A 15,096-nucleotide genomic window follows, 5' to 3' on the forward strand; every position below is an offset into this window, starting at 1 on the left:
CCTGCGGGATGCCGTCGCCACTCTGGCGCCCCCATGACCGACACCGTGAACCAGCCCGGCCTGGCATCCCTGGCCAAATCGTTCGAGCCCGCTCCGCTGGAAGCCCGCTGGGGCCCCGAATGGGAACAGCGCGGCTACGGCCGCGCCGGTCACCGGGGCACCGGGCAGCCGCAGGCCGGCGCACCGGGCTTTGCCATCCAGCTGCCGCCGCCCAACGTCACCGGCACGCTGCACATGGGTCATGCGTTCAACCAGACCATCATGGACAGCCTGACCCGCTACCACCGCATGCTGGGCGCCAACACCGTGTGGGTGCCGGGCACCGACCACGCCGGCATCGCCACCCAGATCGTGGTGGAGCGCCAGCTGCAGGAACAGGGCATCACCCGCCACGACCTCGGCCGCGAGGCCTTCACCGCCAAGGTGTGGGAGTGGAAGGAAAGGAGCGGCAACACCATCACCACCCAGATGCGCCGCATGGGCGACAGCGTGGACTGGAGCCGCGAGTACTTCACCATGGACGAGAAGCTCTCGTCCGTGGTCACCGAGACCTTCGTGCGGCTGTACCAGCAGGGCCTCATCTACCGCGGCAAGCGACTGGTCAACTGGGACCCGGTGCTGAAAACCGCGGTGAGCGACCTGGAGGTGGAGAGCGAGGAGGAAGACGGCTTCCTCTGGCACATCAGCTACCCGCTGGCCGACGGCAGCGGTGCTCTCACCGTGGCCACCACCCGGCCTGAAACCCTGCTGGGCGACGTGGCCGTCATGGTCCACCCGGAAGACGAGCGCTACACCCACCTCATCGGCCAGCAGGTGGTGCTGCCTTTGTGCAACCGCACCATCCCCGTGATTGCCGACGACTACGTGGACCGCGCCTTCGGCACCGGCGTGGTCAAGGTCACCCCGGCGCACGACCACAACGACTACGCCGTGGGCCTGCGCCACCAGCTGCCCGTCATCGGCGTGCTGGCACTCGACGCCACCATCAACGACAACGCCCCCGAACCCTACCGGGGCCTGGACCGTTTCAAGGCCCGCAAGCAGGTGGTGGCCGACCTCGATGCCGCCGGCCTGCTGGTCGAGACCAAGAAGCACAAGCTCATGGTGCCGCGCTGTGCCCGCACCGGCCAGGTGGTCGAGCCCATGCTCACCGATCAGTGGTTCGTGGCCATGACGAAAGTCAGCGAGCAGGACCCCACCGGCAAGAGCATTGCGCAAAAAGCCATCGACGCCGTGCAGTCCGGCGAGGTGAAGTTCGTGCCCGAGAACTGGGTCAACACCTACAACCAGTGGATGAACAACATCCAGGACTGGTGCATCAGCCGCCAGCTCTGGTGGGGCCACCAGATCCCGGCCTGGTACACCGAGGACGGCCAGGTCATCGTGGCCCGCAACGAGGCCGAAGCCCAGGCCCAGGCCCCGGGCAAAACGCTCACGCGCGACCCCGACGTGCTCGACACCTGGTACTCCAGCGCCCTGGTCCCCTTCAGCACCATGGGCTGGCCCGACGCAGCACCCGCCCCGGACGGCACCGGCGACCAGGACCTCTACCTGCCCAGCACGGTGCTGGTCACCGGCTACGACATCATCTTCTTCTGGGTGGCCCGGATGATCATGATGACCACCCACTTCACCGGCCGCGTGCCCTTCCGCCACGTCTACATCCACGGCCTGGTGCGCGACGCCCAGGGCCGCAAGATGAGCAAGAGCGAAGGCAACGTGCTCGACCCGGTCGACCTCATCGACGGCATCGCCCTGGCCCCGCTGCTGGACAAGCGCACCACCGGCCTGCGCAAGCCCGAGACCGCCCCGCGCGTGCGCAAGGACACCGAGAAGGAATTCCCCGACGGCATCCCGGCCTACGGTGCCGACGCCCTGCGCTTCACCTTCGCCGCCCTGGCCTCGCTGGGCCGCAGCATCAACTTCGACAGCAAGCGCTGCGAGGGCTACCGCAACTTCTGCAACAAGCTCTGGAACGCCACCCGCTTCGTGCTCATGAACTGCGAAGGCCACGACTGCGGCCTGATGGAGCACACCAAGGCCGACTGCGCCGTGGGCGGCAAGGCGCACGGCTACATGCGCTTCACCCAGGCCGACCGCTGGATCGCCTCGCTGCTGCAGAAGACCGAGGCCGAAGTGGCCAAGGGCTTTGCCGAGTACCGCCTGGACCACGTGGCCAACGCCATCTACGACTTCGTGTGGAACGAGTTCTGCGACTGGTACCTGGAAATCGCCAAGGTGCAGATCCAGACCGGCGACGTGGCCCAGCAGCGCGCCACCCGCCGCACCCTGATCCGCACGCTCGAAGCCATCCTGCGGCTGGCCCACCCCATCATCCCCTTCATCACCGAAGAGCTGTGGCAGAAGGTGGCCCCGGTGGCCGGCGTGCTGCCGGCCGATGCCGACCCGGCCCGCGTGTCGGTGAGCGTGGCCCGCTACCCCGAAGCCCAGCCCTCCAAGATCGACGAGGCCGCCATCGCCCATGTGGGCCGGCTGAAATCGCTGGTGGATGCCTGCCGCAACCTGCGCGGCGAGATGGGCGTGTCGCCGGCCCAGCGCCTGCCGCTGTACGCCGTGGGCGATGCCGACTTCATGCGCGAGGCCGCGCCGGTGCTGCAGGCCCTGGCCAAGCTGTCGGAGGTGAAGGTGTTCGACGACGAGGCCACCTGGGCTGCCGCGGCCCAGTCGGCGCCGGTCGCGGTGGTGGGCAACACCCGCCTGTGCCTGTTCATGGAAATCGACGTCGCGGCCGAGAAGCTGCGCCTGGGCAAGGAAGCCACGCGCCTGGAGGGCGAGATCGCCAAGGCCCAGGGCAAGCTGGGCAACGAGTCCTTCGTGGCCCGCGCACCGGCCGCCGTCATCGATCAGGAGCGTCAGCGCCTGGCCGACTTCACCAGCACCCTGTCCAAGGTGCGCGAACAGCTGGCCCGTCTGGGTTGAAGCACAGCACGCTGCCCTGAACGGTCAGGGCAGCTGCATGTCCAGTGCGCCCCACTGCGAGGGCGACAGGTTCTGGGGGTCGCTGCCGCCGGGGTAGCGCTCGCGGTCCAGCGGCATGAATTCGCTGCTCACCGTGGGTTCGCGGCGGGCCGCTTCCGGGGCCAGGGTTTCGTGGATGCGGTGCACCAGGTACCAGCTGGCCCGCATCTTGGCCTCCCGCGTGTGCGAGCCCAGCCGGGGCGTGAGGTGCAGGTGCGCAATGCCGTGCAGCACGCTGCCCGGCGCCGCGAACTGCGGGCCGGCGCCATCCAGCATCATGGCGTCGATGCGGCCGTCGGTGAGGGCCAGCGCCAGGGCTTCGGCATCGAACAAGGAGCCGCGGCTGATGCCCACCCACAGCTGACCCGGCTTGCAGTGGTTGAGCAGCCGCTCGTTGATCCAGCCGTTGAAGCGCGGTGCGTGGATCATCTGCAGCGTGACCGCGTCCGAGCGCTCCAGCAGCTCCTGCACCGGCACCGCCTCCACCCCCAGGCGGTCCCACACATCGGCGGCATGGTGCACCGCCGGGTCGTAGCCGATGAGCTTGACGCCCAGACAGCCCAGCATGGGCGCCAGCGCGTGGGCCACCGGTGACAGCCCCATCAGGCCGATGGTGCTGCCCCCGATCTCGCGGCCCAGCCGCACCTCCGACAGCCGCCGGCCCAGCAGCGCACTCACCATGCCGCGCCGGTACAGCATGAGCAGGCCATAAAGGATGTATTCGGCGTTCGATCGCACCGTGGCACTGCGCGCCTGCAGCACGCGGATGTTGCGGCGGGCGCAGTCGTCCAGATCGATGTTGCCGCTGGACATCTGCAGGCGCCCCACCACCTCGAGGCGGGGTGCGGCGTCCAGCATGTGGCGGGTGACCACCACGTGGGTGGGGAGCACCACGGCGCGCGCCTGCGCCATGGCCTTCATGAGGCCGGCAGGGTCGTCGGCCAGTTCGGGGATGTAGGTGACCGCGTGCCGCTGGCGCAGCCACTCCAGGGCCTCGGGCACCAGGGGATCGACCAGCAGGACTTCCATGGCGCCAGGGAGCAGGCCGCGATCAGCGGCGTTTCAGGACGCTGATGTGTTCGCCGTTGACGGTTTCCTGCAGCACCAGCAGGTTGCCGGTCTGCTTGGCAAAGGCCTGGAAGTCGCGCACCGAACCCGCATCGGTGGCCACCACCTTGAGCGTCTGGCCGCTGAGCATGTCGGCCAGCGCCTTCTTGGCCTTGAGGATGGGCAGCGGGCAGTTCAGGCCCCGGGCGTCGAGTTCTTTGTCAGCGGTCATGGCCAGGATCGGGTGGGGTGTTCGGATACAGGTAGGAAGTATGCAAATTTTACGTTGGCTCGGCGCGCGGCGCTTCGTCCAGGAAAACCGGATCGATCCCGCGTGACTTCAGCCACGCTGCCAGGGCCAGCCCGGTGCCGGCGCGCCAGCAGCGCACCTGCTCGGGCGGCAGCAGGCGGTACTCGGACAGCTCGGGCGACAGCCGCACCTCGCCATGCGCCACGGCGTGGTACGTGATGATCACCTGGTTCATGCGCTGAAAATCGTGTACCCCGACCAGGCCGAGCCGGCTGACCTGCAGCGAGGTCTCCTCGGCGATCTCGCGGCGGATACCGTCTTCGGGTGTCTCGCCGGCCTCCATGAAGCCGGTGATGAGCCCGAAGAAGCGCCCCGGCCAGGCCGCGTTGCGGGCCAGCAGGATCCGGCCATCGAGCTCGACGATGGCGGCCAGCACCGGGGTGGGGTTGTTCCAGTGGGTGAAGCCGCAGGCCGCGCAACGCAGCCGGCTGACCAGCCCGCCGTCCTCCTGCCGGGCCGATGCGGCCAGCGGCCCGGCGCACAGCGGACAGAACCGGAACTCCGCAGCGCCGCCGGCCATGGGCATCAGGCCGGGAACACGCCGGTGGACAGGTAGCGGTCGCCCCGGTCGCAGACGATGAAGACGATGGTCGCGTTCTCTTCCCGCTCCGCGATCTGCTGGGCCACCCAGCAGGCGCCCGCGGCCGAGATGCCGGCAAAGATGCCCTCTTCGCGCGCCATGCGCCGGGCTGTCTCTTCGGCATCGGCCTGGGTCACATAGACCAGCTCGTCCACCGTGCTGGGGTCGTAGACCCTGGGCAGGTATTCCTGCGGCCACTTGCGGATGCCGGGAATGCGCGATCCCTCGCTGGGCTGCGCGCCGACGATGCGGATCGCCGGGTTCTTTTCCTTCAGGAAGCGCGACACGCCGGTGATGGTGCCGGTGGTGCCCATGGCACTGACGAAGTGGGTGATGCGCCCGCCGGTCTGTTCCCAGATCTCGGGGCCGGTGGTTTCAAAGTGCACGCGGGGGTTGTCGGCATTGGCGAACTGGTCCAGCACCCGCCCCTTGCCTTCGGCCTGCATGCGCTCGGCCAGATCGCGGGCCGACTCCATGCCGCCGCTCTTGGGCGTGAGGATGAGTTCGGCGCCGAACGCCTTCATGGTCTGGGCCCGCTCGATGGACAGGTCCTCCGGCATGATCAGCACCATGCGGTAGCCCTTGATGGCCGCTGCCATGGCCAGGGCGATGCCGGTGTTGCCGGACGTGGCCTCGATCAGGGTGTCGCCGGGGCGGATGTCGCCCCGCTCTTCGGCGCGGCGGATCATGGACAGCGCCGGCCGATCCTTCACCGATCCGGCCGGGTTGTTGCCCTCCAGCTTGCCCAGAATGACGTTGCCCCGGGCGGCGTTCTCCCGGGCTCCCATGCGCTGCAGCGCTACCAGCGGCGTGCGACCGACGGCGTCTTCGATGGTGGGGTATTGCATGGTGTCACTGTGCCATAATTTCCGGTTGCCCCTTCTGCCGGAGTGGCGAAATTGGTAGACGCAGCAGACTCAAAATCTGCCGGTGGAAACACCGTACCGGTTCGATTCCGGTCTCCGGCACCAGCCCGACAGCCGCGTCGGCGCTCGGAACGCACTCCCCCTCTCGATCACTAACGGATGACCAGCCGATCACGGCCGTGACCTTTTGGAACACGGCAGCATTGTCACCATCCTGCCTGTGAAAACCTTAGCCCAACGAGTCAAATACGCCCGCGAGCAACGCGGCTGGACGCAGAGCCAGCTGGCCGTCGCGGCTGGCCTCAGCCAGGGAACCATCGGCAACATCGAGTCCGGAGCGCGACAGGCACGGGGCAGCCTGCCCCAGATCGCCGAGGCACTGGGCGTAGAGCACAAATGGCTGTCGCTGGGCATCGGCAACCCCTGGAAAACCAGGGAACTGCCGGTGGCCTACCTGGTCGGCACCCCAGGCTCCAACGTGCAGGCCATCAGCCGGGTCCGGCTGCGGCTGCACGGCGGGTCACCCCAGGTGTCCATCGACACCGACGACTCCGACACCTCGCCCATCGCCCTGTCCAAGGTCTGGCTGGAGGCGCGGCAGCTGGATGCCCGGCGCCTGCTGGCCATGCGCATGCACCTGGCCGGCATGGAGCCCAGCCTGATCGAGGGCGACACCATCATCATCAGCCTGGTGCACACCGATCCGCAGGACGGCTGCGTCTATGCCGTCAACTACGAAGGTGAACTGGTGTTCCGCCGCCTGGTGCGCGACGGCGGGCTGTGGTGGATGTATGCCGACAACTCCGATCAGGCCCGTTTCCCGCGCAAGACCTTTGACGAACGCGCCCTGCTGATCGGGCGCGTGGTGCACAAGCTCACCGACCACATCTGATTCAGCGGGCAGCGAGTCCCTCGCGCACCGTGGGGTGGCGCAGCCGCAGCCGCAGTTCGGTGCGCATGCGGTCGTTGCGCAGCCGCCGCGACTCACTCATGAAGCTCAGCAGCATCAAGGGCAGCTGCTCGCGGGCCGCGTCGCGCGGCACCCGGGGTGGACGCGGCAGGCCGTACAGATCGGCCGCCAGATCGTAGTAGTCGCCCATCATCAGATCGGAGTCGTCCACCACATTGATGTTGCGCTGTGGCCGTCCACGCCACAGCGCCAGCCGGCAGGCCCGGGCCAGGTCGTCGGCATGGATGTGGTTGGTGAACACGTCGTCCTCGCGCTGCAGCACCGGCGTGCCGCGCAAGAGGCGCTCCCGGGGCGTGCCGCCTTCGCGGTCGGGCGCATAGATGCCAGGGATGCGCAGCACGGTGGTGCGGGCACCGGTCATGCGGCCATAACCGTGCACCGAGGTCTCGGCATCCACCCGGCGCCAGGCGCGCGGGGTGAGCGGTGCGCACGGCGTGGATTCGTCGGTCCAGCGGCCCTGCCGATCGCCGTAGACGCCGGTGGTGGAGCCGTACACCAGCGCGGTCGGCGCACTGCGCTGCATCAGCGCCCGCACCAGCTCGCGGCTGCGCGGGTCGCGGCGCCAGTCGCCCGCCTCGCCGGGGGGCGGGGCCAGGTGCAGAACACGGGTGGCCAGACCGGCCAGACGGCCCAGCGTGCGGCGGTCATCCAGGTTGCCCAGCAGCGGCGTGATGCCCAACCGGCGCAGGCCATCGCGACGCTGCGGGCTGGAGGTCAGGGCCAGCACGCGCAGCGGGCTGGCCTGCAGGTCGCGGGCCACCCGCTGTCCCACGTCACCACAGCCGATGATGAGGATGCGTTCGCGCCGGAAGCGGGCCGGCAATGCGCCGTACAGACTCATGCGGATTCGGGATTTGCGACAATGCGCGGTTGTTTTTGAAGGACCGTCAGTATGACATTCACCGTCACCGTGCAGCCCAGCGGGCGCCAGTTCAACGCGATGGAGCAGGAGACCCTGCTGGCCGCCGGCATCCGCCAGGGCATCGGCCTGCCCTATGGCTGCAAGGACGGTGCCTGCGGCTCCTGCAAGTGCAGGCTGGTCGAGGGCACGGTGGTGCATGGCCCGCACCAGAGCAAGGCCCTGTCGGCCGACGAGGAAGCCGCCGGCTTCATCCTGACCTGCTGCGGTGTGCCGCAGGGCGACGTGGTGATCGAGTCGCGCCAGGTGACCGAGGTGGGCGCCTTCCCGATCAAGAAGATGCCGGCGCGCGTGAGCAGCCTGGAACGCGCCTCGCACGACGTGATCGTGCTCAAGCTGCAGCTGCCGGCCAGCGACACCTTCCAGTACCGCGCCGGCCAGTATGTGGAGTTCATCCTGCGCGACGGTGACCGCCGCAGCTACTCCATGGCGAATGCGCCCCATACCCAGGCCGAAGCGCCGGTGCTGGAGCTGCACCTGCGCCACATGCCCGGCGGCAAGTTCACCGACCATGTGTTCACGAACATGAAGGAGAAGGAGATCCTGCGCATCGAGGGTCCCTTCGGCAGCTTCTTCCTGCGTGAGGAGAGCGACCGCCCCATGGTGCTGCTGGCCTCGGGCACGGGTTTCGCGCCCATCAAGGCCATCATCGAGCACATGCGCTTCAAGGGCATCCAGCGCCCGGCCACGCTGTACTGGGGTGGCCGCCGCCCGGCCGACCTGTACCAGCAGGCCTGGATCGAGGCGCAGCTGGCCGCCCTGCCGAACCTGCGTTATGTGCCGGTGGTGTCGGACGCGCTGCCGGAAGACGGCTGGACTGGCCGCACCGGCTTCGTGCACCGGGCCGTGCTGGAGGACCAGCCGAATCTCGCCGGCTTCGAGGTGTATGCCTGCGGCGCACCCATCGTGGTGGAGTCGGCCCGGCGCGACTACGTGGCGGCCGGTCTGGCCGAAGAACTGTTCTACGCCGACTCGTTCACCAGCGCGGCCGACAAGGCCGCCGCCCCGGCCTGATCAGGCGGCCGCCAGCAGCTGCTTCACGTCGGCGATCAGCCCCTGCACACCGCTGCCATAGCGGTGGTAGAGGCGGATGCGGCCCTGCGGGTCATACACGTAGGTGCCGGCCGAGTGGTCCATGGTGTAGCTGGTGGGCGTCTTGCCCTCGACCTTCTTGTAGTAGATCTTGAAGCTCTTCGCCACCTCGGGGAGCTGATCCAGCGGGGCCTGCAGGGCCAGGAAGCTGGGGTCGAAGCTGGCCATGTACTCCTTCATGATCTCGGGCGTGTCGCGCTCCGGATCGACGCTGATGAAGATGCCCTGCACCCGCTCGCCGTCGGCACCCAGGGCCTGCTTGACCTGGGCGATCTCGGTCAGGGTGGTGGGGCAGACATCGGGGCACTGGGTGAAGCCGAAGAACACCAGCACCACCTTGCCCTTGAAGTCCGCCAGCGTGCGGCGCTGCCCGAACTGGTCCGCCAGATCGAAGCCGGTGGCGTAATCGGCGCCGGTGATGTCGATGCCGGCAAACGACGGCGCGGCCGGCTGGCCATCGGAACAGGCGGCCAGCACGCCGGTGGCCAGGGCTGCCGCGAGCAGGCTGCGACGACGGGGGTGGACGCGGGGGTTGGCGTCTTTCATCAGAATCCTCGGGGCAGGTAGTGGTCGATCAGCAGCGCCGCGAACAGCAGCGACAGGTGGATCAACGAGAAACGGAAGGTTTTGCGGGCCAGGGCGTCGGAGTAGTCGCGCCACAGCTTCCAGGCGTAGGCACAGAAACCGGCGTTGAGCAGCACGGCGGCCACCAGGTAGAACCAGCCGCTCATGCGCATCATGAAAGGCATGAGGCAGGCCGCGAACAGCACGAAGGTGTAGAGCAGGATCTGCAGGCGGGTGAAGTCCGAGCCGTGGGTGACCGGCAGCATCGGCAGGCCGGAGCGGCGGTAGTCCTCCACCCGGTACAGCGCCAGCGCCCAGAAGTGCGGCGGCGTCCACAGGAAGATGATGAGGAAGAGGATCAGGGACTCGGGCGCCACCACGTTGGTCATGGCGGTCCAGCCCAGCACCGGCGGCATGGCGCCCGAGGCGCCGCCGATGACGATGTTCTGCGGCGTCAGCGGCTTGAGCACCACGGTGTAGATGACCGCATAGCCCACGAAGGTGGCAAAGGTCAGCCACATGGTCAGCGGGTTGACGGCCCAGTACAGCAGGGCCGAGCCGGCACCGCACAGCGCGGCCGAGAAGCTCAGCGTCTGCACGTTGGTGAGCTCGCCCTTGGCGGTGGGGCGCCAGGCGGTGCGCTTCATGCGGGCATCGATGTGCTGCTCGACCACGCAGTTGAAGGCCGCGGCGGCACCGGCCACGAGCCAGATGCCGAAGCAGGCCACGGCCGCCAGCTGCACCTGTGCCCAGCTGGGCACACCCGGCACGGCCAGCACCATGCCGATGAGGGCACAGAACACGATGAGCTGCACCACGCGCGGCTTGGTGAGGGCATAGAACTGCCGCCAGGTCGACGGCAGCGCCACGGCGGCGGAGGGGGAAGAGGCAGAACTCATCGGACAGATCGGGACAGGTGCAGGGGAGCGGCGGCGACCTCGGGCAGCGAACGGGTCCGGGCCACGGCACCGGTGAACAGCACCACCAGCGCAGCCGCACCGCCGGTGTGGCTCACGGCGGCCAGCAGCGGCCAGTCCAGCACCACGTTGGACAGGCCGGTGAGGAATTGAAGGGCACACAGGCCCACGACACCACGGGCGAAACCCTGCAGGCCGGGCACCCGCCACAGTTTCCAGGCCACGCCCAGCAGCGCGGCAAACACCACCCAGGCGCTCAGTCGGTGCACATAGTGGATGGCGGTAAGGGCGGCAAAGGTGATGGTGTCACCGTCACGCTCGGTGCCGAGCTCGCGCCACAGGGTGAAGCCCGAACGGAAGTCCATGGGCGGCCACCAGCTGCCCTGGCAGGTGGGGAACTCGTTGCAGGCCAGCACCGCGTAATTGGTGCTGACCCAGCCACCCAGCGCGATCTGCAGCCACAGGAGGGCAAAGGCCGCGATCAGGCCCAGACGCAGCCGCGACGGCAACTCCACCGGGCCGCTCGAGGCCGGATCGGCCAGCGAATACGCGACCGACTGCGCCCGCAGCAGCGCCAGCAGCACCAGGCCACCCAGCAGGTGCAGGGTGACGATGGCGGGGAACAGCTTCATGGTCACGGTGAGCGCACCGAACGCGCCCTGCAGACAGACCCAGAACAGGGTGAAGGCCGGCCAGACCCAGTGCACCGCGAGGCGACGGCGCTGCATCCAGCTGCCGGCCGCCAGCACGATGATCAGCACGCCCACCGTGGTGGCGAGGTACCGGTGGATCATCTCGATCCAGGCCTTGGAGAAGGTGACCGGGCCGGTGGGCATGGCCTGCTGGGCGGCCGAGATGTCGGCGTGCGCGCCGATGGGGCTGGCCGCACCGTAGCAGCCCGGCCAGTCGGGGCAGCCCAGACCGGAATCGGTGAGGCGGGTGAAGGCGCCGAACAGCACCAGGTCGAAGGTGATGAACAGGGTGACCAGGGTCAGGTTGCGCAGGCGGGTGGCGGGCTCGGCGTGCCGGTTGCGCAGCCACACCCAGGCCAGCGGGCCGATGGCCAGCACCACGCCCAGCAGCATCAGGCGGGCGATCGGTGCCAGGTCGTACAGGGGCTGGTCCATGTCAGTCCTCTCGCCCCGGGCGGTCCCAGAAGGCCGAGGCCCGCAGCAGGCGGTCCAGGTCGCGCTTGGCCTTCTGCGGATCGATGTCGGCCGGAAAACGCATCATCCAGTTGCCGATGGGATCGACCACATACAGGTGGTCCTCGATCCGGTGGCCCGGCGCCGGCTCCAGCCAGCGGGCGAGCTCGTCGGCCGGCACCTGGAGCACGGTGGCCGCGGCGGTGGCCTGCTGCAGCGCCGGGTCCAGCGGGGCATCGCCGGTGCGCAGCCAGACCCAGTCCAGCCGGTCCTTCTCGCGACCCAGGGTCTCGCGCAGCTGGCGCTGCAGGTACAGGTGTTTCTGGCAGGCCTCGTTGCAGGCGGTGTCGGCCACGCTGATCAGCAGCCACTGGTCCTTGAGCGAGCTCAGCGGCACCGGCCGGCCCTGCACGTCCGTGCCCTGCCACGCGGGCAAGGCGCGCTGCGGCTGGACCAGCTCGCCGTAGTTGCGGCGCCCTTCCGGGCGGATGACGTAGTAGGTGAGGTAGGACGCGATCACCGGCGAGGCGCACACCAGCAGCAGCGCGATCATCTTCCAGCGGCCACGCCGGGTGGCGGCGGCCGAGACGGCACTCGCCTGGTCCGGCGTGGGCAGGCTGTGCACGGTCATGGTCAGGGGTTCATCGGGCGTCTGGGCCATGGGAGTTGCGTTGTCGGCGGGGAAGAAGGATCTGGAACCAGAGGTAGAGCAGGACTAGCAGCGTGCTGAGCGAGAACCACTGGAAGGCGTATCCGTGGTGGCGCGAGACATCGACCGCAGGTGCCGGCCAGTCGCGCAGCAGACCGTCATCGGTGTCGCTGGTCTGCTGCACCGAGACCGGCAACAGGTTCAGACCGGTCTCCAGGGCGAACCCGGAAAGCTCGATATTTTGCCGGATCACCCCGGGCACCGCCTCGCCGAGCTGGTAAAGCTGGGCCGGCGGCGGGGCCAGCCGACCTTCGATGCGCACGGTGCCGTCGGGGGTGGGCACATCGGGCACCCGGGTGCGGTCCTGGAAATCGCGCGGAGCCCAGCCCCGCTGCACCAGCACCACCCGCTCGCTGCCCTCGATGCGCAGCGGCATCACATGAAAGAACCCCACCCGCCCGGCCATCTGGCGGTTGTCCAGAAACACCTGGGCCTGCGGCACCCAGCGACCGGTCAGCACCACGGCGCGGTGGTGTGCCCGGGCGGCTGCCTCGGCGTCCTGTCCGGTGAGCGCGCCCAGCAGCGCCGCGTTGTCCCACGACGGCAGTGCAGCGCGCTCGGTCATGCGGGCCTGCAGGGCCAGCTTCTGGTCGGCCCGGTCGAGCTGCCAGCGGCCCAGCGAGGCCGTGGCCAGCACCGCCAGCAGGGTGACCACGCTGACGATCCAGAACCGCAGGCGCCGGGAGCGTGAGGCTTCAGCCATGTCCCACCCCGGCGGTCGGCCGCCGACCGGGATCGATAATCCGGTCCATGAAATATCTGGTCATCGTGGCCTTCGTGGCCATCATCGGTTCGCTGGCGGCAGCGCTGTACTTCATGATGCGGGGCGGCCGATCGAGCGATGCCGAAGAGGATCCGCAAGGCGCTCCGCCACCCACCAACCACATGGCCCGTGCGCTGGCCTTCCGGGTCGGTTTCTCGATTCTGCTGTTCATCGTGGTGCTGGTGAGTTGGCGCATGGGATGGATCCAGCCGACCGGGGTTCCCATGGCCCGTTGACGGACAGCCACCCGAACGGAAAAAAAGCGCCTCGCGGCGCTTTTTTCATGAGGGCTGGGACCGGAGAAGGCGCCGGGCGCCTTCTGCCTCACATCCAGTAGACGAGGATGTACAGGCCCAGCCACACCACGTCCACGAAGTGCCAGTACCAGGCCGCGCCTTCGAAGCCGAAATGGCGCTCCTTGGTGAAGTGGCCCTTCTGCAGGCGCAGGGTGATGAACAGCAGCATCAGCATGCCGACGAACACGTGGAAGCCGTGGAAGCCGGTGAGCATGAAGAAGGTGGAGCCGAACACGCCGGAGCTGAGCTTGAGGTTCAGATCGGTGTAGGCGTGGTAGTACTCGTAGCCCTGCACGAACAGGAAGATCACACCCAGCAGCACCGTCATCCACATGAAGGCGATGGTCTTGCCACGGTTGCCGGCCTGCAGCGCATGGTGGGCGATGGTCAGCGTCACGCCCGAGGTGAGCAGCAGCGCGGTGTTGATGGTGGGCAGCCAGAACGGGCCCATGGTCTGGAAGGGCTCCACGATGCCGGCCGGCGAGGCGGTGGCACCGGCCTGCACGCTGGGCCACACGGCCGAGAAGTCGGGCCAGATCAGGGCGTTCTCGATGCCGCCCAGGGCCGGCACCGAGTGGGTGCGTGCCCACCAGAGTGCGGTGAAGAAGGCGCCGAAGAACATCACCTCAGAGAAGATGAACCAGCTCATGCTCCAGCGGTACGACAGGTCGATCTTGCGACCGTACAGACCGCTCTCGCTCTCGTGCACCGAATCACGGAACCACTGGAACAGCACGATCAGCCAGAACGCCAGGCCGAAGGCCAGCGAGTAGGCGCCCCACTGCGCGCCGTTGACCCACTGGCCGGCACCCAGGATCACGAAGAAGAGGCCGATGGACGACATCACCGGATGCCGCGAGGGCCCGGGGACAAAGTAGTACGGCGTCGAACCGTGGGTTGCTGCTGACATGCTCACTCCTGTAAGTCTTGCGGATCGGTTGTTATGGGTTGTGGTTCGGGTGCTTCAGCCGGCGACCCAGTTCACCAGCAGGATCAGTCCCGCCACGAACAGGAAGGCCATCACCACGCCGACTGCCATCAGGTGCAGCGGGTTGAGTCGGGCAATGTCTTCCTGGAAATCGGAACGGCGGCGCACGCCCAGGAAGCCCCACAGCACGGCCTTGACCGTGGCGGCGACACTGCCTGGACGCTGCGTCGGGGTGCTCATACAGCCCCCTGGTTGGCCGCCGGCACGGCGGCCTTGGGCGCGGGCGCGCCGACCTGGGACAGACCGCCCTGCGGCGCTGCCGGCACCTTGCCGCCCACCTCGAAGAAGGTGTAGGACAGGGTGATGGTGGTCACGTCCTTGGGCAGGCGCGGATCGATGACGAATGCCACCGGCCACTCCTTCTTCTCGCCCGGCGCCAGGGTGTACTGCGTGAAGCAGAAACACTCCAGCTTGTTGAAATGGTTGCCCGCCTGACGGGGGGCATAGCTCGGGATGGCCTGGGCGGCCATGGTCCGGTTCTGGATGTTCTGGAACTCGTAGACCACGGTGGTCAGCTCACCCGGGTGGACCTGCAGCGAGCGCACGGCCGGCTTGAAGTCCCAGGGGCCGCGCACGTTGGTGTCGAATTCCACCGTGATGGTCCGGGTGCGGTCGACCTGGGTGTTGGCCGGCAGGCTGGGAGCGGCACCGGGCACGCGGCGCTCGCTCACCGCCAGCACATTGATGCCCAGCGCCTCGCAGATGTGTCGGTAGATCGGCACCAGCGCATACCCGAAGGCAAACATGCCCAGCGCGATCACGCTGAGCTTGCCCACGATCTTGAGGTTTTCGCGTCGCAGTCCCACGTCGATGTTCCGTTGGCGCTCTCAGCGCCCCAGCAGCACGAACTTGGCCACGAAGCCGAGGAAGAAGACCACAGCGACCGAGGCCAGGATCAGGCCCAGGCGGCGGTTCTGGTTTTTCTGCTCAGGGGTCATGTTCGTGCGGGCC

General features: G+C 68.2%; 18 protein-coding genes and 1 tRNA gene. 5 read left to right on the forward strand and 14 right to left on the reverse strand.

The annotated features are described in order from the left end of the window. The first annotated feature begins 33 nt into the window (after positions 1-33). A complete protein-coding gene (locus WD026_RS08035; RefSeq protein WP_425723093.1) occupies positions 34-2,940 on the forward strand; it encodes a valine--tRNA ligase in 2,907 nt (968 codons plus the stop codon). 24 nt (positions 2,941-2,964) lie between these two features. Here the strand turns inward: WD026_RS08035 and WD026_RS08040 are convergent, their stop codons facing one another. Genes WD026_RS08040 through cysM form a run of 4 tightly spaced genes read right to left on the reverse strand, consistent with a single transcriptional unit; the run spans position 2,965 to position 5,764 of the window. Next, positions 2,965-4,008, reverse strand: a complete 1,044-nt coding sequence (locus WD026_RS08040; RefSeq protein ID WP_425723094.1) for an NAD(P)-dependent oxidoreductase — start codon at positions 4,006-4,008, stop codon at positions 2,965-2,967. Positions 4,009-4,030: 22 nt separating this feature from the next. Next, positions 4,031-4,258 (reverse strand): sulfurtransferase TusA family protein, encoded by a 228-nt coding sequence (locus WD026_RS08045; protein WP_425723095.1) that lies wholly within the window; start codon positions 4,256-4,258, stop codon positions 4,031-4,033. A 49-nt stretch (positions 4,259-4,307) separates the two neighbouring features. Beyond that, on the reverse strand, positions 4,308-4,856 hold the full coding sequence (locus WD026_RS08050) for an NUDIX domain-containing protein (protein ID WP_425723096.1): 549 nt from the start codon (positions 4,854-4,856) through the stop codon (positions 4,308-4,310). A 5-nt stretch (positions 4,857-4,861) separates the two neighbouring features. After that, positions 4,862-5,764: a cysteine synthase CysM gene (gene cysM, locus WD026_RS08055; RefSeq protein WP_425723097.1), complete on the reverse strand. Its 903-nt coding sequence runs from the start codon at positions 5,762-5,764 to the stop codon at positions 4,862-4,864. 36 nt (positions 5,765-5,800) lie between these two features. Here cysM and WD026_RS08060 point away from each other — a divergent pair. Together WD026_RS08060 and WD026_RS08065 are read left to right on the forward strand one after the other, a co-directional pair. Next, positions 5,801-5,887: transfer RNA gene (locus WD026_RS08060), tRNA-Leu, on the forward strand. Between the two features lie 115 nt (positions 5,888-6,002). Next, positions 6,003-6,674, forward strand: coding sequence for an XRE family transcriptional regulator (locus WD026_RS08065; RefSeq protein WP_425723098.1), 672 nt, complete (start codon positions 6,003-6,005; stop codon positions 6,672-6,674). A gap of 1 nt (position 6,675) precedes the next feature. Here the strand turns inward: WD026_RS08065 and WD026_RS08070 are convergent, their stop codons facing one another. Next, on the reverse strand, positions 6,676-7,593 hold the full coding sequence (locus WD026_RS08070; protein ID WP_425723099.1) for an SDR family oxidoreductase: 918 nt from the start codon (positions 7,591-7,593) through the stop codon (positions 6,676-6,678). A gap of 51 nt (positions 7,594-7,644) precedes the next feature. Here WD026_RS08070 and WD026_RS08075 point away from each other — a divergent pair, with 51 nt between their 5' ends. Beyond that, positions 7,645-8,685, forward strand: coding sequence for a CDP-6-deoxy-delta-3,4-glucoseen reductase (locus tag WD026_RS08075; protein WP_425723100.1), 1,041 nt, complete (start codon positions 7,645-7,647; stop codon positions 8,683-8,685). Here the strand turns inward: WD026_RS08075 and WD026_RS08080 are convergent, their stop codons facing one another. Genes WD026_RS08080 through WD026_RS08100 form a run of 5 tightly spaced genes read right to left on the reverse strand, consistent with a single transcriptional unit; the run spans position 8,686 to position 12,801 of the window. Continuing rightward, the gene (locus WD026_RS08080; protein WP_425723101.1) at positions 8,686-9,309 is read right to left on the reverse strand and encodes an SCO family protein; all 624 of its coding nucleotides are present in this window, start codon (positions 9,307-9,309) and stop codon (positions 8,686-8,688) included. Further along, positions 9,309-10,226, reverse strand: coding sequence for a heme o synthase (gene cyoE, locus WD026_RS08085; protein WP_425723102.1), 918 nt, complete (start codon positions 10,224-10,226; stop codon positions 9,309-9,311). The genes WD026_RS08080 and cyoE overlap by 1 nt, the downstream gene beginning before the upstream one ends. Then, complete coding sequence (locus WD026_RS08090) at positions 10,223-11,371, reverse strand: COX15/CtaA family protein (RefSeq protein WP_425723103.1); 1,149 nt, start codon at positions 11,369-11,371, stop codon at positions 10,223-10,225. The genes cyoE and WD026_RS08090 overlap by 4 nt, the downstream gene beginning before the upstream one ends. Before the next feature lies 1 nt (position 11,372). Next, positions 11,373-12,050: an SCO family protein gene (locus WD026_RS08095; protein ID WP_425723104.1), complete on the reverse strand. Its 678-nt coding sequence runs from the start codon at positions 12,048-12,050 to the stop codon at positions 11,373-11,375. Then, a complete protein-coding gene (locus tag WD026_RS08100) occupies positions 12,031-12,801 on the reverse strand; it encodes an SURF1 family protein (RefSeq protein WP_425723105.1) in 771 nt (256 codons plus the stop codon). The genes WD026_RS08095 and WD026_RS08100 overlap by 20 nt, the downstream gene beginning before the upstream one ends. Positions 12,802-12,848: 47 nt before the next feature. Here WD026_RS08100 and WD026_RS08105 point away from each other — a divergent pair, with 47 nt between their 5' ends. Next, positions 12,849-13,097, forward strand: coding sequence for a twin transmembrane helix small protein (locus tag WD026_RS08105; RefSeq protein ID WP_425723106.1), 249 nt, complete (start codon positions 12,849-12,851; stop codon positions 13,095-13,097). Positions 13,098-13,185: 88 nt separating this feature from the next. Here WD026_RS08105 and WD026_RS08110 read toward each other — a convergent pair whose 3' ends face one another. From WD026_RS08110 to WD026_RS08125, 4 genes are read right to left on the reverse strand one after another with little or no spacing between them, the layout of a single operon-like run. Then, positions 13,186-14,067 (reverse strand): cytochrome c oxidase subunit 3, encoded by an 882-nt coding sequence (locus WD026_RS08110; RefSeq protein WP_425723107.1) that lies wholly within the window; start codon positions 14,065-14,067, stop codon positions 13,186-13,188. 54 nt (positions 14,068-14,121) lie between these two features. Beyond that, entirely contained in the window at positions 14,122-14,325 is a 204-nt protein-coding gene (locus WD026_RS08115; protein WP_425723108.1) for a DUF2970 domain-containing protein, read from the reverse strand. Further along, the gene (locus WD026_RS08120; RefSeq protein ID WP_425723109.1) at positions 14,322-14,951 is read right to left on the reverse strand and encodes a cytochrome c oxidase assembly protein; all 630 of its coding nucleotides are present in this window, start codon (positions 14,949-14,951) and stop codon (positions 14,322-14,324) included. Before WD026_RS08120 ends, WD026_RS08115 begins: the two co-directional genes overlap by 4 nt. A 21-nt stretch (positions 14,952-14,972) precedes the next feature. Continuing rightward, entirely contained in the window at positions 14,973-15,083 is a 111-nt protein-coding gene (locus WD026_RS08125) for a cytochrome oxidase small assembly protein (protein WP_425723110.1), read from the reverse strand. Positions 15,084-15,096: the final 13 nt, after the last annotated feature.

The sequence above is a fragment of the Hydrogenophaga sp. R2 genome, from assembly GCF_049843595.1.
GTDB lineage: Bacteria > Pseudomonadota > Gammaproteobacteria > Burkholderiales > Burkholderiaceae_C > Hydrogenophaga.